Source organism: Berryella intestinalis, from assembly GCF_000814825.1.
Lineage (GTDB): Bacteria > Actinomycetota > Coriobacteriia > Coriobacteriales > Eggerthellaceae > Berryella > Berryella intestinalis.
Window position 1 is genome coordinate 300,710 of record NZ_CP009302.1, and the last position, 23,492, is coordinate 324,201.

Consider the following 23,492-nt stretch of genomic DNA (forward strand, 5'->3'; position numbering starts at 1 on the left):
GCATATGCCTAACCTTCACGACATAGAACGACGCATCAACTCCGTCACGTCGACGAAGCAGATCACGCGCACCATGGAAATGGTCGCCGCTGCGAAGATCCGCCGTGCGACGGTGCGCATGGAGCAGTCGGTGCCCTGGGCCAACGCCCTGTCCGACGCCCTCATGAGCACCGCGAAGTACGCGCCCCTCACCTCCGAGCCCCTGCTTCAGAGGCGCGGGGAAGTGAAGCGCAGCGCCATCGTGGTCGTGACGTCCGATCGAGGGCTTGCCGGCGGCTTCAACAGCAACATCCTGCGCGCCGCCGAGAAGCTCATCCGCGAGAAGGAGCGGCAGGGCATCGAGGTCGAGGTCGTTTCCTGCGGCAAGAAGGGGACCGGATACTTCGAGTACCGCGGCATCAAGCCCGTGCTGAAGTTCGCGAACCTTTCCGCGGATCCCACCTTCGAGCAGGCGGCCCAGATCGCCGGGTACGTGAGCGAAGGCTACCGTGCGGGCTCCCTCGACGAGGTGATCGTCCTGTTCAACCACGCTAAGAACAGCGCTGAGCAGCGACTGGTGACCGAGACGGTGCTTCCCGTTCCCGAAGAGCGCTTTTCCGAGGTCCTGGGCATCAAAGCCAAGGACGAGGACATCTACTACGACTTCCGCGACCATGCGGACGACGTGCATATGGGAGACGTCGATTTCGAGCCCGACGCGGAGACGGCCATGGCCTACCTTCTGCAGTCGTTCTTGAACACGACCATGTATTTCGCGCTGGTTGATTCGGCCGCCGCAGAGCAGGGCGCCCGCCGCACTGCGATGAAGTCGGCGACCGATAACGCCAACGAGATGGTCGAGACGCTTACCAGGCTGTATAACCGTGAACGTCAGGGCGCCATCACCACCGAGATCAACGAGATCGTCGGCGGCGCCGCTGCTTTGGAGGATTAAATGAGTCAGAATCTATTTACCAGAGAGGAGCTCGAGGCCAGCAAGGGCGCCGTCGGGCGCATCGTGCGCATCGTCGGTCCCGTCGTCGACGTGGAATTCCCGCCGGAGCAGATCCCTGCGATCTACAACGCGCTCACGGTCGATGCGACCACGAAGGCCGGCGACGCGCACATCGTGCTCGAAGTCGAAACTCACTTGCCCGGCAACCTCGTTCGCTCCGTCGCCATGTCTTCGACCGACGGCCTCGTTCGCGGGCTCGAGGTCCAGGACACGGGTCATCCCATCATGATGCCCGTCGGCCCCCAGACCCTCGGCCGCATCTGGAACGTCATGGGCGAGCCCGTCGACGAGAAGCCCATTCCCGCCGACATCGAGGGCTTCATGCCCATCCACCGTCCCGCGCCCGCCTACGAGGAGCTTTCCACCACGACGGAGATCTTCGAGACCGGCATCAAGGCCATCGACCTCATCGAGCCGTTCGTCCGCGGCGGCAAGACGGGTCTGTTCGGCGGCGCCGGCGTCGGCAAGACCGTCATCATCCAGGAGCTCATCAACAACCTGGCCCAGGAGCACGGCGGCACGTCGGTCTTCACCGGCGTGGGCGAGCGCACCCGCGAGGGTACCGACCTGTTCCTCGAGATGAGCGAGTCGGGCGTCGTCAACAAGACCTGCCTGGTGTACGGCCAGATGAACGAGCCTCCCGGAGCGCGTCTGCGCGTCGGCCTGGCCGGTCTGACCGAAGCGGAGTACTTCCGCGACCAGGGTCAGGACGTTCTGCTGTTCATCGACAACATCTTCCGCTTCACGCAGGCGGGTTCCGAGGTGTCCGCACTTCTGGGCCGCATGCCCTCCGCCGTTGGCTACCAGCCCACGCTGGCAACCGAGATGGGCGACCTGCAGGAGCGCATCACGTCCACCAAGACCGGCTCCATCACGTCGGTTCAGGCCGTCTACGTTCCCGCCGACGACCTCACCGACCCGGCTCCGGCCACGACGTTCACCCACCTGGACGCCCGTACGGTTCTGTCCCGCTCCATCGCCGAGCTGGGCATCTACCCGGCCGTCGACCCGCTGGAGTCCTCTTCCCGCGCTCTGGATCCCCAGATCGTCGGCGAGGAGCACTATCGCGTGGCCGTCGGTATCCAGGAGCTGCTGCAGAACTACAAGGACCTCCAGGACATCATCGCCATCCTCGGCATGGACGAGCTGTCCGAGGATCAGAAGCTCACCGTTAACCGCGCCCGCAAGGCCCAGCAGTTCTTCGGTCAGTGCTTCCACGTCGCCGAGCAGTTTACCGGTCTGCCCGGCCAGTACGTGAAGCTCGAGGACACCGTCCGCTCCTTCGCCGCCATCCTCGACGGCGAGTGCGACGAGATTCCCGAGCAGTGCTTCCGTATGAAGGGCTCCATCGAGGACGTCCACGCTGCTTACGAGAAGATGAAGGAAGAAGCAAATGCCTAAGTTTCGCTGTGTAGTTGCCATTCCCACCAAGGAGCTGTACTCGGGCGAGGTGGATTACGCCGGCATTCCCGGTGTCGACGGCGACTACGGTGTGCTGAGCGGACATGAGAGCTTCGTCGGGCTGAACCGCACCGGCGTCCTTACGCTGTGGTTCGATCCCGAGGGCAAGGAAAAGGCGCAGTTCCTGATCATGGGAGGGGCGACGCAGGTGCTGAACAGCCACCTGTCCGTTCTTCCCCGTTTCGGCTGCAGCGTCGACGAGATCGACGCCGATCAGGTCAAGGGCGAGATGGAAGCGCTGAAAGCGCAGATCGCGGAGATCGAGCGCGAAGGCGGAGATGCCGGGGAATCGGTGTCTCGAACCCTTGTTTCCGAGTCGTTGGCTTGGTGCGAAGCCCAGCTGAAGGCGGTCGGGCAGTAGCCTTCGGCCACCGCGCAGAATCGCATCCACGACGCCCCGTGCCGCATTGCGGTGCGGGGCGTCTTCGTTGTTTGCTTTAAGCCTGGCGCGTGCGCAGCCGCGCCAAGGAAGCACGCTCGCGGTCGTGTCATCGACCGCTAGATCTTGAAGCTGCGCTTGAGGACGGGTTTGTCGAAGGTGACGATGGGGTTGCCCGCGACCGCGTTGCGGGCGAGCAGCATGCAGTCGTTGTAGTCGAGCACCGTCGAAGCGAACAGGCGCACCGAATACTCGACGATGGCCTGGTCGTTGATATGCACGTCTTCGAGCAGGTACAGCAGCGCCGTGCCGATCATCGTGCGGGGGACGCGGTAGACGTCGCGCAGGGTGATGGCCACGCGCGCTATGGATTCGGGGTAGGTCTGGGCCTGCCCGGTGGAGATGACGTCGTAGGCCTGCTTCGATTCGACCTTGTCGTCGTCGAGCAGGTAGCGCAGGATCACCGATTCGTCGATAACGGTATGCATGAGCGGGCTCCTAGTATCCGATGCGGTAGGCTTTGTCGCCGCCGATATTGGTGGTTCCGTCAACGTTTCCGATCAGAACGTCGGGTGCGGATATGAGCGAATTGATCCACGCCTCGCGCTCGCTGCCGCGCTGGGCCGCGCTCGCGTACGATTTCAGCATGCCGAACCCTCTTCCCTTCGTCTCCTTCACCGACGGTTGGATTTCGAAGGGGAAGCGCTGCCGAGCAACGCAGTGCGACACGAAAATGCGCACTCCGTCGGAAAGCGACATGCCCATCGCCTCGAAGAAAGCCTCGGCCTGCCTCTTTTTTTCGGCGTCTATGCGCACCTGTATGAGTGCATCTTTTCCCATGATCTGCTCTTTCTTATGTAACGGCGTAATTACCTGTAATGCAATTATAGTACAAAAAAGCTGTTTAAGTTTTGTAACAATAAAAAACCGGTTCATAACACGGCTTTGAAATCGATCGGAATCGACTGATTTACCCTTCCAATTTCAGCTTCTGATATGCACTTTCGTTTAAAATCTCTACAGAATCTTCTTTCAAATCGGGGAAACAATCCGGCGTCGAATGCTTAAAATAGGCTCACTCCGTATATGTAAAGAATTCGTGAATCCATCATTGCTCGATAAGTTCATGAAAGGGGGAACATGCGGAGTTCCGATGCGTGGGGGCATCGGATCGAGTCAATGGCTCTGGTTACAAGGCGACGAGAGAGACGAAAGGGGGAATCGTGGTTTCCGTAGCACCTACCCAACGCATCAAAAGCGTTATGGCCGATCCTGATGTTTGCATTGGTTGCCGTACGTGCATGGCCGCCTGCCTGTCCAAGCACGATGTGCTCGACGACATCGCGGTTGCGCGGTTGAATCTGGTTTCGACCATGAAAATCTCAGCACCGATCGTTTGCCAGCACTGCGCCGACGCGCCGTGCGCCCAGGTGTGCCCGACGCGCGCGCTGTACCGGGACGGAGGTCGCATCGCCGTGAACGAGGCCGCCTGCATAGGCTGCCGCGGCTGCGTGGCGGCATGTCCGTACGGTGCGGTCAACGTGGTCACGCGCACCGTCACCACCAAGCTGGGCGACCTGGTCATCGAGCAGCACGAGAAGCCTACGGTGATCAAGTGCGACCTGTGCGCCGACCGCCCGGAGGGTCCCGCGTGCATCGCGGCGTGCCCGACCAAGGGGCTGGTTTTGGTGGACAAGGTCGAGCTTGCTCGACGCCAGATCAAAGCGGAGAAGCAGGCAAGCTGATCGGGGAGGCTTGCGCTTGTGCGGCCCGAAGGGCCGGGGCGCATCGGCGGGGGAGAGGCCCCGCACCTGATCGCGAAGGCCGAATCGAGCGATCGCCCTCGGATGAAGAGGGTGCTCGCATGCAACGAAAGAAGGAGGGGAAATGGAGAGGCATATGGCGGTCTGCCCGTATTGCGGGGCCGGCTGCAAACTTGACCTCGTCGTTGACGACAGCGGAAAAGTAGTCGCTGCCGAGGGCCTCGACGGAATCACCAACCAAGGTGAGCTCTGTCTGAAGGGCCTACACGGGTTCGACTTCATCAACGACACCAAAATTTTGACCCCGCGTATCTACCACCCGATGATCCGCCGCACCAAGGGCGCGGATCTCGAGCGCGTGACGTGGGACGAGGCGCTTGACTTCACGGCTAAGAAGCTTCTGGAGATCAAGGAGAAATACGGTCCCGACTCGATTATGCTCACGGGTTCCTCCCGTGGCCCCGGAAACGAAGCGAACTTCGTGATGCAGAAGTTCACCCGCGCATGCATCGGTACGAACAATATCGATAACTGCGCCCGTACTTGACACGGTCCCACTGTCATCGGTCTGATGGACACAGTTGGTTCCGGTTGCATGAGCGTCAGCATCCCGGGCATGGAAGAAGCGAAATGCATCATGCTGTTCGGGTACAACCCGAGCGCATCGCACCCCATCGTCTCCCGCCGCATCGTCAAGGCGAAGGAGAAGGGCGCCAAGATCATCGTCTGCGACCCGCGCGTCATCGAAACGGCCCGCATCGCCGACATGCACCTTCAGATTAACAACGGCTGCAACATCGCGTTCTTGAACGCGTTTGCGAACTCCATCGTTAATCAGGGTCTCCACAACAAGGAATTCATCGCGGAGCACACGCATGGGTTCGACGAGTGGTGGGAGACCATCAAAGACTACACCCCCGAGTCGGTCGAGCACATCACCGGCATTCCCGCGGAGCGCATCCACGAGGCCGCCCGCATCTACGCCACCGCCGAGACCGCGATCATCGGATGGGGCATGGGCGTCGCCCAGCAGAAGCAGAACGTCCCCACGGTCCACACCATCGCGGCGATCGCCTGCATCACCGGGCAGATCGGCAAGCCCAACGCCGGCCTGGCCCCCGTGCGCGGCCAGAACAACGTTCAGGGCTCGTGCGACATGGGCATGCTGCCGAACCTCTATCCGGGCTACCAGAAGGTCACCGATCCTGCGGCCCGCGAGAAGTTCGCGAAGGCCTGGAACGTTCCCGTCGAGCGGCTCTCCGACCACGAGGGCTACAAGCTCACCGACGTGGGCCATCTTGCCGAAGAGGGCAAGGTCCGCGCGTTCTACAACTTCGGCGAAGATCCCCTGCAGACCGAGCCCGACGCCATCGACCTGGCGCGTCAGCTGGGCATGCTCGACCTCTTCATCTGCCAGGACATCTTCATGACGCAGACCACGATGCTCGCCGACGTCATCTTCCCGGGCACGTCCTGGGGCGAGCACGACGGCGTGTTCTCCGCGTCCGACCGCACCTTCCAGCGCTTCACGGCCGCCGTTCCCCCCAAGGGCGAGTGCCGCCACGACTGGGAGATCTTCCAGGACCTCTCGACGCGCATGGGATACCCCATGCACTACAACGACACCGAGGAGATCTGGAACGAAGTGCGCGAACTGTGCCCGACGTTTTACGGCGCCACCTACGAGAAGATGGCCGGCGTGGGGCACGCCCAGTGGCCGATCCCCACGATCGAGCACCCGGGCACGCCCGACATGTTCCTGGGCGGCAAGTTCACCACCCCCGACCAGCATGCGCTGCTCATGGCGCACGAGTGGGAGCCTCCCACCGAGCTTCCCGACGACGAGTACCCGCTCATCCTGTGCACGGTGCGCGAGGTCGGCCATTACTCCTGCCGCTCGATGACGGGCAACTGCCGCGCCCTGTCCCTGCTGGCCGAAGAGCCGGGCGAGATCCACATCCATCCCGACGACGCGATCGCGCGCGGCATCGGCGACGGCGAGCTGGTGCGCGCCCACTCGAGGCGCGGCGAGGCGATGAGCCGCGCGGTCCTCGACGAGCGCATCAACAAGGGCACGGTCTACATGACCTACCAATGGTGGATCGGCAAGTGCAACAACCTCACGCTCCATGCGACCGATCCGCGCTCGCATACGCCCGAGGACAAGTTCAGCGCCTGCCAGGTGGAAGCCATCGAGGACCAGGTATGGGCCGAGCGCAGGCTCCAGGAGATGTACGACGAGCTGAAGGACAACCTGGCGAACACCGCCGCAGCTCAGGACATCGAACCTGGCCAAGCTCGTTCCTCCCGCCAAGCCGAAGCCGTCATGGCCTAGGCGCCGCACAAACCCGGCCCGCCACCCTTGCGGGCCGGGTTTAAGGGATGAGGAGTAAACGTGAACCGATTCATTGCTATAAACCCCGATAGGTGCATAGGTTGCGGCACCTGTCGTGCGGCTTGCAGCGAGGGTCACAAACTAGTCGGCCTTCAAGGCGAGCCGCGTCTGTCGATGGTCATGACCAGAGACGTCTCAGCAGCCGTAACGTGTCACCACTGCGAGGGCGCTCCGTGTTTGGAGATCTGCCCCGTGAATGCAATCACCAGGGAGAACGGATCGATACAGGTCAACGAGCAGACGTGTATCGGTTGCAAGCTGTGCGGGATCGCCTGCCCCTTCGGCGCGATCCACCCCTCGGGCACCTCGATCGCCGGCGTGGCCGGCACGATGGTGTCCACTCCGACGTTCCCCAAATCGCTCAGCCCGCTCCTTCAGTGGGAGATCGGCGTGTATACCTGCGCCGTCAAGTGCGATCTGTGCTCGTACGATCCGGAAGGCGGCCCGCACTGCGTGCCGGCCTGTCCGACCAACGCGCTTACGTACGTGGTCGACGAGGGGCTTTCCGAGCAAGTCAAGGATCGCCGCATCGAAGCGGCGGTTAACCAAGGGGCCGTGCAGGCGGCTCTGTCCGAGTTGAGGAAGGAGGCGCAGCAATGACGTCTACGGGACTGTTCCTGTTCTCGATAGCGCTCTCATGTGCGGGAGCCCTCCTTTCGTTGGCCTTCTTCCGCTCCGAGGGCACCTCGAAGGTCCTCGGTTGCTTCTTCGGGATCCTGTCCGCTTTGGCGGGCGCCGGCTCGGGGCTTTCGGCCCTTACCGGCTCGGCCGAGCTCACGTCGGTGGCGACGCCGTTCTCGTTCGCGGACTTCAGCCTCATGCTGAACCCGCTTTCCGGCCTTTTGATGCTGGTCATCTCGCTTCTCGCGCTGGCGGCCTGGATCTACGGCCTGAACTACTTCGACGAGTACAAGGGTCACGGCCTGGGCACGGCGGGCTTCTTCATGAACCTGTTCGTCGCATCGATGGGCTTCGTGATCTGCGTCGATAACGCGTTCTGGTTCCTGGTGTTCTTCGAGCTGATGTCGCTGACCTCGTATTTCCTCGTGGTCATCGAGCAGAACGAGAGCTCCATCAAGGGAGGGTTCCTCTACCTGATCATGGCCCATGTGGGATTCTTCCTCATCATGATCGCGTTCTTCGTGATGTACGGCATCACGGGGTCGTTCGAGTTCGAATCCTTCCGCCACACGGCGTTCAGCCCGGCTATCGCCTCGCTGGTGTTCGTGCTGTGCTTCGTCGGCTTCGGCTGCAAGGCCGGCATGGTGCCCTTCCACTCGTGGCTGCCCCAGGCGCACCCCGCGGCTCCCTCGAACGTGTCGGCGCTCATGTCCGGCGGCATGATCAAGATCGGCGTCTTCGGTATGGTGAAGGTCGGCCTCGACATGCTGCAGTCCTGCAACGTCGAGCTGTGGTGGGGCGTTCTGGTGCTGGTGTTCGGCGCGGTCTCGTCGGTTCTGGGCGTGGTGTACGCTTTGAACGAGCACGACATCAAGCGTCTGCTGGCCTACCATTCGGTCGAGAACATCGGCATCATCCTTCTGGGCGTGGGCACCGGGTTCATCGGATTGGCCGTGGGCAACACGCCCGTCGCTGTCCTGGGCTTCCTCGCCGGGTTCTACCATCTGCTCAACCATGCGATGTTCAAGGGCCTGCTGTTCCTGGGTGCCGGCTCGGTCCTGTACTCCACCGGGACGCGCAACATGGAGGCCATGGGCGGCCTGGCCCGCGTCATGCCGGTCACGGCCCTGTGCTTCCTCATCGGGTCGCTGGCCATCTCGGCCATCCCGCCTCTGAACGGCTTCGTGTCCGAGTGGTTCACCTACCAGTCCATGATCACCGTTGCGTTCGAGGGCGATGCGGTGGTGAAGGCGTTCGCCGCCTTCGGCGCCGTGTCCCTGGCCATAACCGGCGCGCTCGCCGTGACCTGCTTCGTGAAGGCCTACGGCGTGACCTTCCTGTCGGCTCCGCGCTCCGCGGTTGCCGCCGAGGCGAAAGAGGTGCCCGGCCCCATGCGGTTCGGCATGATCCTCATCGCCGCCATCTGCGTGTTCCTCGGCGTGGGCGCCCCTGCGGTCGCGCCCGTCATGCAGAACGCCGCCGCCGCGATGGTGAAGGCCTCGTCCGCTTCGGTCGTAAGCGGCGCCTCGATGGTGAACGCCACCACCGAGGGCGTGGTGTCCACCCCGCTCATCGCCGTGCTGCTGATCGGCGCGGTTGCCCTGGCCTGGGGTCTTCGCTCGGCGCTCTCGTCCTCGCAGGCCGGCGTGCGCGAGGATCCGTGGGCATGCGGCTACCAGCCCAACGCCCACATGCCGGTCATCGCAACCAGCTTCGCGTCCCAGGTCGATATGGTGCTCGGCCCCCTGTACCGCATCCGCACGGCCTGCGCCTCGCTTGCGCCGCGCTTCGTGTCGGCTTTCGGCAAAACGGTCGAGGGCACCAAGGTCGCCGAGACGCTGGGCGACCGCTACATAGTCGATACCGCTGCTCGCTTCGTTGATTGGGTGAGCGCGAAAGTCCAGAGAATCGAGGGCGGCGACTTCCGTTCGTACATCTTGTACATCGTGGTCGCGCTGGTAGCGCTCCTCGCTCTCGCGGTATTCAAGTAAGGAGGTGCGAAATGGCTGAAATCATCGTTGCAATACTGCAGGCGCTCGTTCTGGTTCTGATAGCGCCGCTGTTCTCGGGAATCGCCCGCTGGCTGCGCGCGAAGATACACACGCGCCGCGGTCCGTCGATCTTCCAGGACTACTACGACATCTTCAAGCTGCTCACGCGCGAAGATCTGCGCACGGCGAATTCGAGCTTCGTCTCGCGCCTTATGCCGCCGCTGTACTTCGCGACCATGCTCGTGCTTGCGTGCGGGGTCCCCATGTTCACGCGCGCGTGCCCCGTTCCCGCGCTCGGGGACATCATCACCATCATCTATCTGCTGGCCATCCCGCGCTTCTTCTTCGCGCTGGCCGCCGTCGACAGCTCCAGCGCCTATGGCGGCATCGGCGGCATCCGCGAACTCATCATCGGCGTGCTGGTCGAGCCGTCCATGATGCTCGCGCTGTTCGTGGCGGCGCTCGCCACGGGCACCACCAACATCGGCGGCATGGGGGAGGCCATCGGCTCTCTGATGCAGTCCTCTCCGGTCGCCGTCATCGTGGCCGGCGTCGCGTTCGCCATCGCCTGCTACATCGAGCTGGGCAAGCTTCCCTACGACGCGGCCGAGGCCGAGCAGGAGATCCAGGAAGGTCCGCTGCAGGAGTACTCCGGTCCCTCCCTGGCCATGCTCAAGGTCGCCATGTCGATGAAGCAGATCCTCGTCATCGCCTGGTTCCTGGCGATATTCGCGCCCTTCGGAAGCGCGGTGGAGTTCGCTCCGCTCGCCGTCTTGCTGGGCGCCTGCGCGTTTTCAACCAAAGCCGGCGTCGTCGGCATCGTGTGCTCGCTTATCGAGAACTCGGTGTCCCGCGTGCGCTGGAAGTACATGGGACGGCAGACATGGATGGTCGTCGGCGTTTCCGTCGTGGCCCTCGTGTTCTGCGTCCTGGGAATTTAAGGGGAGGTGGAAGCGAATATGATGGCTACATTGAACGCCCTTTCCCTCCTCTCCCTTGCCTCGGTGCTGGTGCCGTTCGTTGCGGCGCTGATCATCGTGGTGAGCCCGAGGCGATTCGCGAAGGGCATCTGCATCTCGGCTGCGGCTATCGCCACGGCGCTCACGCTGGGCGTGTGGTCCCAGCTCGCCGGTTCGGGTAGCGACTCTCTGGTCGTGAACTTCCTGGCGCTGAACGACGTTGCCATTTTCGGTTTCGTGTTCGACAAGGTAAGCGTCCTTCTGGCTCCGTGTTTCGTCGGCATCGGCCTGCTCATCTCCATCTACTCGGTGGGCTACCTCAACGCCGGCAACCGCGAGCACGCCGATGCGCCGCGCCGCCGGTTCTACGCGTTCTTCACCGTGTTCATCGGCGCGATGGCCGGCTTGGTGTACTCGTCCACCGTGCTGGGACAGCTTGTGTTCTTCGAGGTCACGGGCGCTTGCTCGTGGGCCCTCATCGGCTACTACGACACGGAGACGGCCCGCAAGTCCGCCATGAAGGCCCTCATCCTCACGCATATCGCGTCGTTGGGCCTGTACGCGGCCGCCGGCATCCTGTTCTTCAACACCGGCACGTTCGAGACCTCGGCCATCGCCGGTCTGGGCGAGTCGGCGAAGACGGCCTGCCTGATCCTCATCCTCATCGCGGCATGGGGCAAATCGGCGCAGCTGCCGTTCTACATGTGGCTGCCCTCCGCCATGGAGGCTCCCACGCCCGTTTCCGCGTACCTGCACGGCGCCTCGATGGTCAAGGTGGGCGTCGCGGTGTTCGCGCGCGCCCTCATCGGTGCGGGGACCGTGCCCCTGTCGGTCGGTTGGGTCGTCGTCGTGGGCGGTATCCTCACCTGCCTGTTCGCCTTCTTCATGTACCTTCCCCAGAAGGATATGAAGCGCCTGCTGGCGTTCTCGACCATCTCCCAGCTGGCCTACATCTTCCTGGGCTTCGGGTTCTACATCTTCGGAAGCGACCTGGCGCTGCAGGGCAGCGTGATGCACATCTTCAACCATGCGTTCACCAAGACCCTGTTCTTCCTGATCGCCGGTGCGTTCAGCTACACCATGGGAACGCGCATGCTTCCCAAGCTCAAAGGCGTGCTGAAAAAGCAGCCGCTTCTGGGCGTCGGGTTCGGGATCGCGGCGCTTTCCATCGCGGGCGCCCCTCCCATGAACCTGTTCTTCAGCAAGTACGTGATCTTCTGCGGCGGCATCGAGGCGGCGGGCTCCAACCCGATCCTCATGGCGATCGTCATCATCGCGCTCATCGAGACGATCGGGTGCTTCGCCTGGTTCCTCAAGTGGACCGGATCGGTCCTGTTCGGCGAGCCGTCCGAGACCGTGGCGAAGTCCCAGGCGGTGCCGCGGCCCATGGTCGCCGTGTTCGTCGTGCTGATCGTCATGGTGATGGCTTCCAGCTTCATCGCCGCTGCATGGCTGGGTTAGGGGGTGGACACCATGACTGGATTTACCTTGGTTAACGTTCTGGGGGGTCTGCTGATCGTCACGTCGATGATGGTGGTCCTCGCCAAGAAATCGAAGACGGCGGCGTACTGCTACGCCGTCCAATCGCTCGTGCTGGTGCTCTCGTTCGTGACCCTGGGGGCCACGACGGGCTCTACCGAGCTGTTTACCTGGGCCGGCACTGCATTCATCACGAAGGTGCTGGTCGTTCCCGGTATCATCCTCTACCTGTCCAACAAGGTGGGGGATGCGGGGGCCGCGCTCGAGCCGCGCGTGAACAAGTCGGTTCTCCCGATCATCATCGCGGTCGAGGTCGCGGTGTGCTTCGCGGCGGTCCAGGGGGTTTCGCTTCCCACCGCCCTCGAGGTCAAGCCCGCGCTCGCTATCTCGCTTGCGCACTTCTTCATCGGCCTGACCTGCATCGTCACGCAGAGAAACATCGTCAAGCAGATCTTCGGCTACTGTCTGATGGAAAACGGCTCGCACCTGACCCTGGCTCTGCTCGCGCCCAACGCGCCCGAGCTGGTCGAGGTGGGCGTGGCCACCGATGCGTTCCTCGCCGTCATCATCATGGCGGTCGTGGCCTACCGCATCCACAAGGTGGCCGGCACGTTGGATGCCGAAGACCTCATGGAACTGAAGGGTTAGGGGGATGATTATGGATTACGCATCGCTTTTGATGACGCTGATCGCAGCCCCGCTGCTCTTCGCGCTTCTGATGGCGGTTCTGCCGTCCAAGGCCGTTCCGCGCCCGGTGTACGAGGCGATTCACGTCGCATCCATCGCCGCCGTGCTGGTTTTGTCGCTGTACGTGGTCGCCCAGGTGTTCTCGTCGGGGCACTCCGTGGATGCGCTGGGGCTGTGGCTGCACCTCGATGCGCTGGGAAGCGTGTTCGTGGCGCTGATCGGCGTGATCGGGTGCCTGACGGGCATCTACTCGATACCCTACATCCGCCACGACGTCGAGACGGGTCATATGACCCCCGCCCGCGTCAAGCAGTTCTACGTGTTCTTCAGCCTGTTCCTGTTCACCATGCTGGTGGTCGCCGCCTCCAACAACATCATCCTGATGTGGGTGGGCATCGAGGCGACGACGCTGTCCACCGTGTTTTTGGTGGGCGCCTACGACGCCAAGCTCTCGCTGGAGGCCGCGTGGAAATACGTGGTGGTCTGCACGGCCGGCGTCGCGTTCGGCCTGTACAGCACGGTGCTCATCTACGCTAATGCCGCCGATGTGATGGCAAACGCGCACGAGGCGGTCCTGTGGACCTCCGTCGTGCCCTACGCCGCGCAGCTCGACGGAGCGCTGGTGCAGATCGCGTTCGTGTTCGCCGCCATCGGCTTCGGCACCAAGGCCGGATTGTTCCCCATGCACACCTGGCTTCCCGACGCCCACTCCGAGGCTCCCAGCCCCGTGTCGGGCCTTCTGTCGGGCGTCCTCCTGAAGTGCGCGATGCTCATCATCATGCGCTTCTATATCCTGGCGGTTCAGGCGGTCGGTCCCTGGTTCCCCCAGACGGTCATGCTGATCATCGGCATCGTCTCGGTATTCATGGCCGCGCTCGCCGTGTTCTCGCAAGACGACCTCAAGCGCAAGCTCGCGTACCACTCGTGCGAAAACGTCGGCATCGTGGCCCTGTTCCTGGGCTTCGGCGGTCCGCTCGGCATCGCCGCCGCGCTTCTGCACTGCATCACCCACGGCTTCACCAAGGCGCTTCTGTTCTGCATCTCCGGCAACGTCCTCATGAAGTACGGTACGCGCGACCTCAACAAGATCAGCGGCATCCTGAAGACCATGCCCGCGACGGCCGTCCTCATGGCCATCGGGTTCTTCGCCCTGGCGGGCTTCCCGCCCTTCGCGATGTTCGTCTCCGAGATCACCGGCATCGTTTCCGGTATCCAGGGCGGGCATTGGGCGATCATCGCGCTGTTCGTGGTCGCGCTCACCATCGTGGTGGCGGCCTGCGCCCACGTCGTCACGCAGGCGGTGTTCGGCAAGGCTCCCGAGGGTATGGAGAAAGGCGATGTCAGCCCGCTTGCCCTCGTTCCCGAAGTGGTGCTGGTCTGCCTGATCCTGTGGTTCGGCGTGGCCATGCCCCAACCGGTGCTCAACGGCATCGAGGATGCGACGGCCATCGTCTTGCAAGACGACGGCGCCGTTCTCCACGACGTGCCGTTGTTCGATCAGCTGCTCAATCCCGACCAGGGCGCTTCGGCTCCCGGGTCTTCCACCGTGCGTCATAACTAGGAGGCGATCATGGATAACGTAACCACACCCGCGCGCCCCGGAACGACGCATGTGCAGGCCGTTCGCGAGAGGTTCCCGGGGGTCCTCAAGTCGGCCGAATGGCAGTGCGAGGACCAGGTGACCATCACGGTCGCCCTGGACTCCCTGCCCGACGTGGTCGAGTTCCTGTACTTCGGCCGCGGCGGCTGGCTGCCCATGATGGTGGGCAACGACGAGAGGCCCCTGAACGGCCATTACGCTTTGTACTACATCCTGTCCATGGAGGAAGAGGATCGCTGCTGGTGCGTCGTGCGCGTCGAGGTTCCCGCCGACACCTGCGAGTTCCCGTCGGTGACGCCGCGCGTCCCGGCATGCGTGTGGAGCGAGCGCGAGGTGCGCGACCTGTTCGGCCTGCGCCCCATCGGCCTGCCCGACGAGCGCCGTCTGGTGCTGCCCGACGACTGGCCCGACGACCTGTACCCGTTGCGCAAGGACTCCATGGACTACCGTCAGCGCCCGATGATCGCCAGCGAGGTCGAGAACTACGAGTTCCTCGCGGAGACGGGCGATCGCGAGACCACCGTCGTGCCCATGGGCCCGCTGCACGTCACGTCCGACGAGCCGGGGCACTTCCGCCTGTTCGTCGAAGGCGAGCACATCATCGACGCCGACTACCGTCTGTTCTACGTCCATCGCGGCATGGAGAAGGTGGCCGAGTCGCGCATGAACTACGACGCCGTCACGTTCCTGGCCGACCGCGTCTGCGGCATCTGCGGCAACGCCCATTCGGTGGCCTACGCCGAGTCGGTCGAGCACGCCCAGGGCATCGCGGTTCCCCTGCGCGCCCAGTACATCAGGGCCATCTCGCTCGAGGTGGAGCGCATGCACTCCCACCTTCTGAACCTGGGCCTCGTGTGCCACTACAGCGGCTTCGACACCGGGTTCATGCACTTCTTCCGCGTGCGCGAGGATTCGATGCGCTTGGCCGAGCTGCTGACGGGCCACCGCAAGACCTACGGGCTGAACCTCATCGGCGGCGTGCGCCGCGACATCCTGGAGGATCGCCGGTCCGAGACGCTGCGGGTCATCCGCAAGCTGCGCGACGACGTGAAGGCCCTTCTGGACGAGCTGATGAGCACGCCCAACTTCGAGGACCGCACCAAGGGCGTCGGCAAGCTCGATCCCAAGATCGCACGCGCGTTCAGCCCGGTGGGGCCGTGCGTGCGCGGTTCGGGGTTCGCGCGCGACGTGCGCTTCGACCACCCCTTCGACGGGTACAAGGACATCCAGGGCCTGTTCAAGGCCCGCAGCCACGACGGATGCGACGTCATGAGCCGCACCCTCGTGCGCATCGAGGAGTTCATGGACTCGGTGGCGATGGTCGAATGGTGGCTTGAGAACATGCCCAAGGGCGCCATCCTCAACGAGGATTGGAAGTACGAGCCGCACAAGTTCGCCATCGGCTACACCGAGGCTCCGCGCGGCGAGGACGTCCACTGGGCGCAGATCGGCGACAACCAGAAGTGCTACCGCTGGCGCTGCAAGGCGGCCACGTACAGCAACTGGCCCATCCTGCGCTACATGTTCCGCGGCAACACCGTTTCCGACGCGGCTCTGATCGTGGGTTCGATGGATCCGTGCTACTCCTGCACCGACCGCGTGACGTTCGTGGACGTGAAGAAGGGCACCGAGAAAACCGTAAGCAAGTCGCAGCTCGAGTCCTACTGCTTGAGGCGCACCCATTCGCCGCTGAAAGATTAGGTGATCGGATATGCTGAAAACACTGCGCAACGCATTCAAAACCGGGGACGCGACGGTCAAGTACCCCTTCGCGCCCCTGGAGACCGTGCCCGATTTCCGCGGCAAGCCCGAGCACGACCTGGAGCGCTGCATCGCGTGCGCCGCTTGTGCCGTGGCCTGCCCGCCCAACGCCATCCAGATGGCGACCGATTTGAAAGCTGGTACGATTACCTGGTCCATCGACTACGGCCGCTGCATCTTCTGCGGCCGATGCGAGGAAGCCTGCCCGGTCGAGGCCATCAGGCTGGGAGACGAGTTCGAGCTTGCCGTCATGAGCAAGGCCGACCTCACCGAGGACGCGACCTACACCCTCGAGCGCTGCTCGGAGTGCGGGCGCTACTTCGCTCCGCGCAAGCAGGTCGACTACGCCTGCCGTGTGTTGGCGACCCTCGAGGGGAATACCGAGGCCGACGAGTCCATCGAGGTCGCGCGCGTGTGCCCCGAGTGCAAGCGCCGCGCCGATGCGGTGAGCGCCCTGGCCGCCGCCCGTGCTGAAGGAGGCAGATAATGAGTGAACTGGTGCTTCCCGAGCGCTTGCAGACCCGGCTTGAGCCCATCGAGCTCGACGCCAAGATCCAAGAGGCGAAGGCGGCTCTGCTGGGCAAGATCAAGCGCTCCGTCTACATCTACCGCGTCGACTGCGGCGGGTGCAACGGGTGCGAGATCGAGATCTTCGGCACCATCACGCCGGTGTTCGACACCGAGCGCTTCGGCATCAAGAACATGGCCAGCCCGCGCCACGCCGACATCCTGGTGTACACGGGTGCGGTGACGCGCGCGATGCGCCTGCCGGCCCTGCGCGCCTACGAGGCCGCACCCAATCCCAAGCTGGTCGTATCCTACGGCGCCTGCGGCTGCACGGGCGGGATCTTCCACGACAACTACTGCGTGTGGGGCGGCACGGACAAGCTCCTGCCGGTGGACGTCTACATCCCGGGCTGCCCGCCCTCGCCTGCGCAGACCATCTACGGCTTCGCCATCGCGCTGGGCCTGTTGGGTCAGAAGCTCCACGAGACCCACCTGGTCGAAGGGGAGGGCGAGCAGGCGCCCATCCTGCACGGCGACGTGCCCTACAAGCTGAAGGTCGAGCTCGAGCAGGAGGCGCGCAAGCTGGCGGGCTACCGGTACGGGCGCGATCTGGTCAACCAGTTCATGGACACCCTCGATCCGGCGTCGGGCGACGTGCTGTCGTCGGTTAACGGGCTGATCCATGCCGAGAGCGACCCGCGCAAGGTGGAGATCTTCGCCGAACTGAAGGATATTCTGGAGAAAAGGATCGTGAGCATCGCGTAATGGCAACTGCTGATTACAAGGCCGGGGAAAACCGCATGGAGTCCATCGGGACGTCGGGGGACCACATCGTGTTCTACCTGCTTCGCATGAAGTTCGTGGACCGCGCGGAGGCGATCCCCGACGACGCCCAGGACGTGCTGTACTACACCTTGTCCGTCGGGCACCATACCGGCGTGGTGGATTGCTTCGAGCGGGCGCTTTCGGTCCCCGTCGAAAGCTACCGCAAGATCGCGGCGCTCTTTGAAAACGCGGAGGCTCGCCGTAAACTGGAGGGCGTGTTCAAATTCGGCGAGATCGAGATCGGGAAGGAGCACATCGGCGTGCTCCTTCCCGCCGCCCGCGCGGCGCTCTCGACCATCGACGTGTACGATGCGCCGGGCAAGACCAGCCTTCCGCTCGAAGTCGGCGAGCTCGACTACCTGGTCGGGCTGGTCGACCTGCTGCTTAAAGTAAGGGACGAAACGAACGTCTACCTCATGGTTAGGAGGGGTTGATGAGCGAAGCGCCGCACGACGGCGATGTGCGCTGCGAGGGGCCCGGGGGCGAAGCCTCGTCGGCGGGCGCGCCGCCGCGCAACATCGTGTTCACGGCGGGAAGCGTGCTGCGCGGCGACGATGCCGCCGGTCCGATGCTCGCCAAGATGCTCCAGGACGACCCGGTGGCGGGTTGGGAGGTCGTCGATGGGGGGCAGACTCCCGAAGACGACCTGTACTACATCCGCGAGGTCGCTCCCGCGCGCGTGCTGTTCGTCGACGCCGCCCAGATGGGCGTCGAGGTCGGAGCCATCAGGAAGATATCCGTGGGCGACGTGGCCGACAGGTTCCTGTTCACCACGCACAGCCTCCCGGTTACCTTCCTTCTGAATCGGATGGCCGAATACTGCTCCGACATCACCTTCCTGGGCGTCCAGGTGCGCTCGACCGAGTTCTTCGACCCGCTTTCTCCCGAGGTCGCATCCGCTGTCGAGACGATAGCGCAGTGCGTGCGGGAAGGGGGGAACTTCGACAGGTTCGAGTCCATGGCGTAGCGTTCGAGAGTTGCGAGGGTTCGTTTCAACACACGATGAAGGGACGGGATGTTATGAATTCTGAGGACGTCAAACTGGTGAAGCCGGATGCGCTCGGCCCGGCCGAGATCGAGGCGAAGGCCGAGACTTTGGCTGTGGGCAAGACCAAGATGACTCCGGCGAAAACGTTTGTGGCCGCAATGCTCGCCGGAGCGTTCATCGCGTTCGGCGGCATGTACTTCTGCGTGTTCCTGGGTGATTCGACCATGCCGTTCGCGGCGCAGCGCATGGTGGGCGGCATCTGCTTCTGCCTGGGCCTCGTTCTGGTCCTGTGCTGCGGCTGCGAGCTGTTCACCGGCAACTCGCTGATGGTCGCCGCCAAGGCTTCGGGGAAGATCTCGTGGGGCCAGATGCTGAAGAACTGGGGTATCGTCTGGGTGGGTAACCTGGTGGGATCCCTCCTGGCCGTGTTCCTCATCTACATGGCCCAGGTCTATATGCTGAACAGCGGCGGCGTGGGCACGGCCATGGTGGGCGTGGCGGCCGGCAAGGTCGCGCTGGCTCCCGAGACCATGTTCTTCAAGGGCATCATGTGCAACATCTTCGTGTGCCTGGCGGTGTGGATCGGCTTCGGCGCGCGCACCACGGTGGACAAGGTCATCGGCATCCTGCTTCCCATCTCGGCCTTCGTGGCCGCCGGCTTCGAGCACTGCGTTGCCAACATGGCGTTTCTGCCCATGGGGCTTTTGCTGAACACGGTTGCGGGCGTCGGAACCCCGGGCGCGGTCACGCTGGGCGGCGTGGCCCTCAACCTGGCCATCGTCACGCTGGGCAACGTCGTGGGCGGCGGCCTGGTGGGCATCGCCTACTGGTTCACCTACGGCAAGCGCGAGCAGGCTTAAAGCGCCGACGCACCGCGGCGGCCGACGGGCCTGCCGCGTCGGTGCCGATATGGAACGAGAAGCGGCCCGCCGCACTGCGCGTAGCTCGCGGTGCGGCGGGCCGTCGGGCGTAAAGGGGCCTTGTTGGCAGGCGAAGGGACATACGGCACGCTGCGCGCCCTCAAATGGGCGGTTTGCTCGGTGCTGGTCGGCGCCGTATCGGGAGCCGCCGCCCTCCTGCTCACCTTCGCGGCGAACGAGTCCGAGCGCTTCTTCTCGGCCCATCCCCTCGCGGCGGGATTGCTGGTTCCCTGCATGTTCGCTTCGTACAGCCTCTATCGGGCGCTGGGGGTTCCGTTTTCCACGGGGACGCTCACGGTGGTGAACGCGGTCAGAAACGGAGGGGACCTCAAGGTCGAAACGGCGCCGGCCATCATCGCCTCGACCGCCCTTTCCCTGATAGGCGGCGCTTCGGTGGGAAAGGAAGCGGCCGCTTTGCAGTCGGGAGGGTCCTTGGCCGCCGGCATCGCCCGCCTGTTCGGCCTCGAGGGCGACTCGATGAGGTTTCTCGTCGCCGCAGGGATGGCGGCGGCCTTCTCGGCCCTTCTGTGCGCCCCGTTTGCGGCCATCGCGTTCGTCGCGGAGGTGGTGCGCCCCCGTATCCGCGAGGTCATCGACGTGCGGTCGGCCTGCATCGCGGTTGCGGTGGCCGCATCGTGGGTCCTTGCCGGATCGATCGGGGCCGGCAATCCGTGGCAGATGCGCCTGGCCGTTCCCGAGCCGTCTGCGGCGCTGGTGGAGACGGTCGTGGTCAGCGTGCTGTGCTGCTGCGCCGGCCTGGGGTTCGTCGTGACGCTCAAGCTGGTCCACACCGCGTCGAGCGCGCTTTTTCCCAGCGATCTGGCGCGCGTCGCGGTGGGCGCCGCCTGTGCGAGCGGGTTCACGCTCGTCGTCTTCTCGATCAGCGGGGAGGCGGTTGCCAGCGGGACGGGGTCGTGGCAGATCCTCTCGGCTCTGGCGGGGGACCCGCACGCGTTTTACGAGGCCGCGTTCAAGGTCGGCCTGACCGCCGTGTGCCTGGGGTTCGGCATCAAGGGCGGCGAGATCATGCCGGTTCTCTGCATCGGGGCGCTGGTGGGGGCGGCATGGTCCGCCATGACCGGGGAGGCGTCCGCGTTCGCGGCGGCCGTGGGCGTGGTCGCCGCCCTGTCCGCCTGCGCGCGGTGCCCTGTTGCGGCGTTTCTCCTGGGCGTCGAGCTGTTCGGCTCGGGCTGCGCGCCGTACTTCGCCCTCGCAGCTCTCGCGGGGTTGCTCCCGTCGTATGCGGTGAACCTGTACGACGGCGCGACCTGGTCGCTTGACGAGGCGTTTTCCTGGAGGAATCACCCATCGGAATAGGCCGCTTCGCTGCGGGCGCCAAGGCTAGGCCGAGGGCTTTTCCCCGTCTGTCCCGTGCGCGTCGGCGAAAGGGTCGGCAGCCGGGTCGAAGGCGGTTTCGTCCACGTACTCGATGCCGTCGTGCAGCTCGATGCCGTGCAGGACGCGGCATCCGTAGAACACCCGCTCTTCAAGCGAGCGCACCCCTTCGGGGATGTTGATGCTCTTCAGCGCCCCGCATGCGCGAAACGCCCGCTGCCCGATCCAGCCCAGGTTCGCGGGCAGCCTCACGTCGACCAGGCTGGGGCAGGTGTTGAACGCGTCGTCCTCGATGACCTCGAGCCCGGCGGGAAACGACACGTCCTCAAGCGTCACGCAGTCGCGCATGACGCCGGCTTCGATGGTGTCTATGCGCGCGGGAAACGCGATGGACCTCACGCACACGCAGTTCCTGAACGCTTCTTTGCCGATGGATGCCACGCTGGGGGGAAGCTCTATCGACTTCAGCCCGCGGCAACGTAGAAACGCCTGTTCATCGATGATTTCAAGCCCTTGCGGAAGCTCGATGCCGGTGATGCGCCAGCAGCCTTTGAACGCGCGGCGCCCTATGCGCTTCAGCGTCGAGGGAAGCCGGACGGATTCGAGGTTCACGCAGGCGTCGAACGCCTCGTCCTCGATCTCGACCACGCCTTCGGGGATGACGACCTCCTTCACATAGCGGTTGCGCTGGAACGCGCCTTTGCCGATATGGGTCGCGCCGGAGGGAACCTCCACGGCTGCGCCCATGCCCGTGTATTCGGCGAACACCATCTTGTAGAAATCCATGGAGCTCCTCTTCGCTGGCAGCGGGCTTCCCTTCGCTCGGTTCGCACGGCGCTGCGAACCGGTGCGCCGCAGCGCTTACCCGATTGCGCGGGTTTTGCGTCCGGTGCGCCGTCTCGGCGCCCACCGCTGCGGCCCGCAAGGTAAATATAGCGCATCGAAACGGGGCGCACCGGGATCGTCCCGAAGAGGAGGGCTTGCATCGGGAGGCGATCGCGGTAATCGGGCGGCAATCGTGATAAAGTTGCGGAAGAGGGAAAAAGGCCGGTCGTCGCCCGTCTGCAGGCGCGGCATTCTGCGTGGGCCTTTGGGGGTCCTCGTTTCTGCATCCTCATTCACAGGCGAGCCGACGTGCGCGCCGATCGGCGATTCCGCACGGTCAGCGCGGCACGCAGCATGATAAAAGGAGCTGCAATGACTGATCGCACCGAAATGTGGACCGAGCTGGGCATGGACCTCGAAGCGCACGACAACCTGTGCTCGGTGCTTCCCACGGCCTTCGGCGACGTGTTCCTCTCGCAGGAAAACCGGCCGGCCGGGATGGCGTATTGGGATATGGTGACCGCCGACATCCACGGCATCCGCCCCGCCGAGCTGGTCGAGGCGCAGAAGAAGGGCCGAAAGGTGTTCGGCACGTTTTGCGTGTACGTTCCCGACGAGGTGGTCGTGGCGTGCGACGGCATCGTCACGGGGCTCTGCGGGGGCTCGCAGTTCTGGGTTCCCGATGGCGAACAGGTTCTTCCCAGCGACGTGTGCCCCCTCATCAAGGCGTCGGTCGGCGCACGCCTTGGCCGCACCTGCCCGTTTTTCCGCATCGCCGACGTGTTCGTGGGGGAAACCACGTGCGACGGCAAGAAGAAGGCCTACGAGATCCTCGCGAACGACGCCCCCATGTACATCATGGACGTCCCGCAGATGAAGCGCGAGAAGGACATCGTCAAGTGGGCGGGCGAGATCGAGGAGTTCGCGGCGATGGTGGAAGAGGTCACCGGAAACGAGCTGACGCCGGAAAACCTCGGCTGCGCCATCAAGGTGATCAACGACAAGCGCCGCGCCCTTGCCCGCGTCTACGAGGCGCGCAAATCGACGGTCGCCCCCATCAGCGGCACCGACGCGCTGCTGATGATGCAGATCGCGTTTTTCGACGATCCGGTGCGCTGCGCCGAGATGTGCAACAAGCTGGCCGACGAGCTGGAGCAGCGCATCGCCGAGGGAGTGAGCGCCATGCCGGCCGGCTCGAAGCGCATCCTCATCACGGGAACGCCGCTGGCGGTTCCGAACTGGAAGCTGCACCACATCATCGAAACCTGCGGCGCCGTGGTGGCCTGCGAGGAGATGTGCACGGGCACGCGCTATTTCGAGAACCTGGTGGACGAGGGGCAGACGACGCTGGAAGGCCAGTTCCGCGCGCTGTCCGAACGCTACATGAAGAACAACTGCGCATGCTTCACTCCGAACACGGGGCGCATCGATGACGTCATCCGCCTCGCGCGGGAGTACCGGGTCGACGGGATCATCAACACGAACCTCACGTTCTGCACCACGTACAAGCTGGAAGGCCCCGCGCTCGAACGCGCCGTCGAAGAGGCGGGGTTCCCCGTCCTCAACATCGAGACCGATTACTCCGATGGCGACTCCGAGCAGCTGCGCACGCGCATCGGGGCGTTCGTCGAGATGCTGGGCGATTAGGATGATCGAGGTCGGGGAGCTGATCGAACGCGCGCGAGCCGACCACCCCGGATGCGCGATCGATTGCTACCTGCTGTTTTCCAGCAACAACGACGCGATGGAGCTTTTCGGGGAGGCGCGCGCGGCCGGTTTGCCGGCCCGCGTCTCCCCGACGCCGCGGCAGGCCCGCGCGTGCTGCGGGGTGGCGCTTCTGGTGGGAAGCGACGACGCTGCCGCGGTCGAGCTTCTCGCGCGCGAGCGGGGAATACCGCTCGAGGGCGTGGCGGCGCTCCCCCGGCAGATCGATCCGTACCGCGATCGCTACTGCTAGCCGTGCGCTTTTTCCGGGAAGGCGGTAGAGTGTGACGAGGGCCCG

At 64.2% G+C, this 23,492-nt stretch carries 23 protein-coding genes and 1 pseudogene; 21 read left to right on the plus strand and 3 right to left on the minus strand.

Translation table 11 applies throughout. From position 1 onward, the window contains the following. Positions 1–4: 4 nt before the first annotated feature. From atpG to JI75_RS08665, 3 genes are read left to right on the plus strand one after another with little or no spacing between them, the layout of a single operon-like run. Positions 5–934 (plus strand): ATP synthase F1 subunit gamma, encoded by a 930-nt coding sequence (atpG, locus tag JI75_RS01265; protein WP_039688131.1) that lies wholly within the window; start codon positions 5–7, stop codon positions 932–934. Next, a complete protein-coding gene (atpD, locus tag JI75_RS01270; RefSeq protein WP_039688133.1) occupies positions 935–2,395 on the plus strand; it encodes a F0F1 ATP synthase subunit beta in 1,461 nt (486 codons plus the stop codon). It abuts the gene before it with no gap. After that, the gene (locus JI75_RS08665) at positions 2,388–2,816 is read left to right on the plus strand and encodes a F0F1 ATP synthase subunit delta/epsilon (RefSeq protein WP_052241494.1); all 429 of its coding nucleotides are present in this window, start codon (positions 2,388–2,390) and stop codon (positions 2,814–2,816) included. The genes atpD and JI75_RS08665 overlap by 8 nt, the downstream gene beginning before the upstream one ends. 137 nt (positions 2,817–2,953) lie before the next feature. On the opposite strand, the gene JI75_RS01280 is transcribed toward JI75_RS08665, so the two are convergent. After that, positions 2,954–3,322, minus strand: coding sequence for a PIN domain-containing protein (locus JI75_RS01280; protein ID WP_039688135.1), 369 nt, complete (start codon positions 3,320–3,322; stop codon positions 2,954–2,956). A 10-nt stretch (positions 3,323–3,332) separates the two neighbouring features. Then, positions 3,333–3,674 carry a type II toxin-antitoxin system RelB/DinJ family antitoxin gene (locus JI75_RS01285; protein ID WP_039688137.1) on the minus strand — a complete coding sequence of 114 codons (342 nt, stop codon included), beginning with the start codon at positions 3,672–3,674 and terminating at the stop codon, positions 3,333–3,335. A gap of 533 nt (positions 3,675–4,207) precedes the next feature. Here JI75_RS01285 and JI75_RS01290 point away from each other — a divergent pair. The 16 genes and pseudogenes from JI75_RS01290 to JI75_RS01365 all read left to right on the plus strand — a co-directional run bounded on the left by JI75_RS01290 (position 4,208) and on the right by JI75_RS01365 (position 20,647). Then, positions 4,208–4,579 (plus strand): 4Fe-4S dicluster domain-containing protein, encoded by a 372-nt coding sequence (locus JI75_RS01290; protein WP_240993191.1) that lies wholly within the window; start codon positions 4,208–4,210, stop codon positions 4,577–4,579. Between the two features lie 142 nt (positions 4,580–4,721). Next, entirely contained in the window at positions 4,722–6,932 is a 2,211-nt protein-coding gene (fdhF, locus tag JI75_RS01300; RefSeq protein ID WP_082019690.1) for a formate dehydrogenase subunit alpha, read from the plus strand. A gap of 60 nt (positions 6,933–6,992) precedes the next feature. Continuing rightward, a pseudogene (locus tag JI75_RS09410) lies at positions 6,993–7,037 on the plus strand (hypothetical protein); the annotation flags it as partial. 69 nt (positions 7,038–7,106) lie between these two features. Continuing rightward, positions 7,107–7,592, plus strand: coding sequence for a 4Fe-4S dicluster domain-containing protein (locus JI75_RS01305; protein WP_338058752.1), 486 nt, complete (start codon positions 7,107–7,109; stop codon positions 7,590–7,592). Beyond that, positions 7,589–9,604: a hydrogenase 4 subunit B gene (gene hyfB / locus JI75_RS01310; protein ID WP_039688148.1), complete on the plus strand. Its 2,016-nt coding sequence runs from the start codon at positions 7,589–7,591 to the stop codon at positions 9,602–9,604. The genes JI75_RS01305 and hyfB overlap by 4 nt, the downstream gene beginning before the upstream one ends. An 11-nt stretch (positions 9,605–9,615) precedes the next feature. After that, on the plus strand, positions 9,616–10,545 hold the full coding sequence (locus JI75_RS01315) for a respiratory chain complex I subunit 1 family protein (RefSeq protein WP_039688150.1): 930 nt from the start codon (positions 9,616–9,618) through the stop codon (positions 10,543–10,545). Between the two features lie 18 nt (positions 10,546–10,563). Next, a complete protein-coding gene (locus tag JI75_RS01320) occupies positions 10,564–12,024 on the plus strand; it encodes a hydrogenase 4 subunit D (RefSeq protein ID WP_082019692.1) in 1,461 nt (486 codons plus the stop codon). A gap of 12 nt (positions 12,025–12,036) precedes the next feature. Next, on the plus strand, positions 12,037–12,690 hold the full coding sequence (gene hyfE / locus JI75_RS01325) for a hydrogenase 4 membrane subunit (protein ID WP_039688152.1): 654 nt from the start codon (positions 12,037–12,039) through the stop codon (positions 12,688–12,690). 10 nt (positions 12,691–12,700) lie between these two features. Further along, a complete protein-coding gene (locus JI75_RS01330; RefSeq protein WP_039690270.1) occupies positions 12,701–14,290 on the plus strand; it encodes a hydrogenase 4 subunit F in 1,590 nt (529 codons plus the stop codon). Between the two features lie 9 nt (positions 14,291–14,299). Then, entirely contained in the window at positions 14,300–16,030 is a 1,731-nt protein-coding gene (locus JI75_RS01335) for a hydrogenase large subunit (protein ID WP_039688154.1), read from the plus strand. 10 nt (positions 16,031–16,040) lie between these two features. After that, positions 16,041–16,577 (plus strand): formate hydrogenlyase complex iron-sulfur subunit, encoded by a 537-nt coding sequence (locus JI75_RS01340; protein ID WP_039688156.1) that lies wholly within the window; start codon positions 16,041–16,043, stop codon positions 16,575–16,577. After that, on the plus strand, positions 16,577–17,362 hold the full coding sequence (locus JI75_RS01345) for an NADH-quinone oxidoreductase subunit B family protein (RefSeq protein ID WP_039688158.1): 786 nt from the start codon (positions 16,577–16,579) through the stop codon (positions 17,360–17,362). Before JI75_RS01340 ends, JI75_RS01345 begins: the two co-directional genes overlap by 1 nt. Continuing rightward, the gene (locus JI75_RS01350; RefSeq protein WP_052241495.1) at positions 17,362–17,856 is read left to right on the plus strand and encodes a formate hydrogenlyase maturation HycH family protein; all 495 of its coding nucleotides are present in this window, start codon (positions 17,362–17,364) and stop codon (positions 17,854–17,856) included. The genes JI75_RS01345 and JI75_RS01350 overlap by 1 nt, the downstream gene beginning before the upstream one ends. Continuing rightward, a complete protein-coding gene (locus JI75_RS01355; protein ID WP_052241496.1) occupies positions 17,856–18,389 on the plus strand; it encodes a hydrogenase 3 maturation endopeptidase HyCI in 534 nt (177 codons plus the stop codon). The genes JI75_RS01350 and JI75_RS01355 overlap by 1 nt, the downstream gene beginning before the upstream one ends. Before the next feature lie 53 nt (positions 18,390–18,442). Further along, positions 18,443–19,270: a formate/nitrite transporter family protein gene (locus JI75_RS01360; RefSeq protein WP_039688160.1), complete on the plus strand. Its 828-nt coding sequence runs from the start codon at positions 18,443–18,445 to the stop codon at positions 19,268–19,270. 123 nt (positions 19,271–19,393) lie between these two features. Then, complete coding sequence (locus JI75_RS01365; protein ID WP_039688162.1) at positions 19,394–20,647, plus strand: chloride channel protein; 1,254 nt, start codon at positions 19,394–19,396, stop codon at positions 20,645–20,647. A gap of 24 nt (positions 20,648–20,671) precedes the next feature. Here the strand turns inward: JI75_RS01365 and JI75_RS01370 are convergent, their stop codons facing one another. Continuing rightward, the gene (locus JI75_RS01370; protein WP_039688164.1) at positions 20,672–21,451 is read right to left on the minus strand and encodes a leucine-rich repeat domain-containing protein; all 780 of its coding nucleotides are present in this window, start codon (positions 21,449–21,451) and stop codon (positions 20,672–20,674) included. 411 nt (positions 21,452–21,862) lie between these two features. On the opposite strand from JI75_RS01370, the gene JI75_RS01375 reads away from it, so the two are divergent. Together JI75_RS01375 and JI75_RS01380 are read left to right on the plus strand one after the other, a co-directional pair. Next, positions 21,863–23,137 (plus strand): double-cubane-cluster-containing anaerobic reductase, encoded by a 1,275-nt coding sequence (locus JI75_RS01375; RefSeq protein WP_039688166.1) that lies wholly within the window; start codon positions 21,863–21,865, stop codon positions 23,135–23,137. Position 23,138: 1 nt separating this feature from the next. Beyond that, positions 23,139–23,447, plus strand: a complete 309-nt coding sequence (locus tag JI75_RS01380; protein ID WP_052241497.1) for a putative Se/S carrier protein — start codon at positions 23,139–23,141, stop codon at positions 23,445–23,447. The last annotated feature ends 45 nt before the right edge of the window (positions 23,448–23,492 follow it).

Coding starts and splice junctions, on each gene's coding strand:
- JI75_RS01305 (WP_338058752.1), top strand. CDS start 7,107: ATGGTCATGACCAGAGACGTCTCAGCAGCCGTAACGTGTCACCACTGC.
- JI75_RS01340 (WP_039688156.1), top strand. CDS start 16,041: ATGCTGAAAACACTGCGCAACGCATTCAAAACCGGGGACGCGACGGTC.
- hyfB (WP_039688148.1), top strand. CDS start 7,589: ATGACGTCTACGGGACTGTTCCTGTTCTCGATAGCGCTCTCATGTGCG.
- JI75_RS01375 (WP_039688166.1), top strand. CDS start 21,863: ATGACTGATCGCACCGAAATGTGGACCGAGCTGGGCATGGACCTCGAA.
- JI75_RS01335 (WP_039688154.1), top strand. CDS start 14,300: ATGGATAACGTAACCACACCCGCGCGCCCCGGAACGACGCATGTGCAG.
- JI75_RS01360 (WP_039688160.1), top strand. CDS start 18,443: ATGAATTCTGAGGACGTCAAACTGGTGAAGCCGGATGCGCTCGGCCCG.
- JI75_RS01280 (WP_039688135.1), bottom strand. CDS start 3,322: ATGCATACCGTTATCGACGAATCGGTGATCCTGCGCTACCTGCTCGAC.
- hyfE (WP_039688152.1), top strand. CDS start 12,037: ATGACTGGATTTACCTTGGTTAACGTTCTGGGGGGTCTGCTGATCGTC.
- JI75_RS01345 (WP_039688158.1), top strand. CDS start 16,577: ATGAGTGAACTGGTGCTTCCCGAGCGCTTGCAGACCCGGCTTGAGCCC.
- atpG (WP_039688131.1), top strand. CDS start 5: ATGCCTAACCTTCACGACATAGAACGACGCATCAACTCCGTCACGTCG.
- JI75_RS08665 (WP_052241494.1), top strand. CDS start 2,388: ATGCCTAAGTTTCGCTGTGTAGTTGCCATTCCCACCAAGGAGCTGTAC.
- JI75_RS01285 (WP_039688137.1), bottom strand. CDS start 3,674: ATGGGAAAAGATGCACTCATACAGGTGCGCATAGACGCCGAAAAAAAG.
- JI75_RS01350 (WP_052241495.1), top strand. CDS start 17,362: ATGGCAACTGCTGATTACAAGGCCGGGGAAAACCGCATGGAGTCCATC.
- atpD (WP_039688133.1), top strand. CDS start 935: ATGAGTCAGAATCTATTTACCAGAGAGGAGCTCGAGGCCAGCAAGGGC.
- JI75_RS01320 (WP_082019692.1), top strand. CDS start 10,564: ATGATGGCTACATTGAACGCCCTTTCCCTCCTCTCCCTTGCCTCGGTG.
- JI75_RS01370 (WP_039688164.1), bottom strand. CDS start 21,451: ATGGATTTCTACAAGATGGTGTTCGCCGAATACACGGGCATGGGCGCA.
- JI75_RS01315 (WP_039688150.1), top strand. CDS start 9,616: ATGGCTGAAATCATCGTTGCAATACTGCAGGCGCTCGTTCTGGTTCTG.
- JI75_RS01355 (WP_052241496.1), top strand. CDS start 17,856: ATGAGCGAAGCGCCGCACGACGGCGATGTGCGCTGCGAGGGGCCCGGG.
- JI75_RS01380 (WP_052241497.1), top strand. CDS start 23,139: ATGATCGAGGTCGGGGAGCTGATCGAACGCGCGCGAGCCGACCACCCC.
- JI75_RS01330 (WP_039690270.1), top strand. CDS start 12,701: ATGGATTACGCATCGCTTTTGATGACGCTGATCGCAGCCCCGCTGCTC.
- JI75_RS01290 (WP_240993191.1), top strand. CDS start 4,208: ATGAAAATCTCAGCACCGATCGTTTGCCAGCACTGCGCCGACGCGCCG.